The sequence below is a fragment of the Bacteroides sp. ET71 genome (genome assembly GCF_023336905.1).
GTDB lineage: Bacteria > Bacteroidota > Bacteroidia > Bacteroidales > Bacteroidaceae > Bacteroides.
In genome coordinates this window covers 1-311 of record NZ_JAMBLS010000172.1, presented here as the reverse complement: position 1 = coordinate 311, position 311 = coordinate 1, and the positions used below count along the sequence as shown (strand labels likewise).

Below are 311 nucleotides of genomic sequence, written 5' to 3'. Positions count from 1 at the left end.
TTGGCGGTGGCGGAGGATGATACGGACAGGGAGGCCGTGGAAGATGTGTTCCAGACCGAAGAAACTGCATCATCGGGCAGGTCGTCCATCCGCACCTCGGCAGATGCCTACCGGGACATCAACCGGCAGATTGGCAGCTTCTACGAGCAGCCGGAGCCGGAGGACGACCAGAAAACGCTGGAACTGGAGTGGCGCATACAGGAACTGGAACGCCGGGCGGAAGAGGAACGCAAGGCAAAGGAAACCGCCGACGAGCAGCTCCGCCTGATGGAGAAATCCTACGAGATGGCCTCGCGCTACCTGCCGCAAGA

At 61.1% G+C, this 311-nt stretch carries 1 pseudogene; it reads left to right on the top strand.

The window, feature by feature from the left end:
• A pseudogene (locus tag M3090_RS15740) lies at positions 1-311 on the top strand (conjugative transposon protein TraM); the annotation flags it as partial.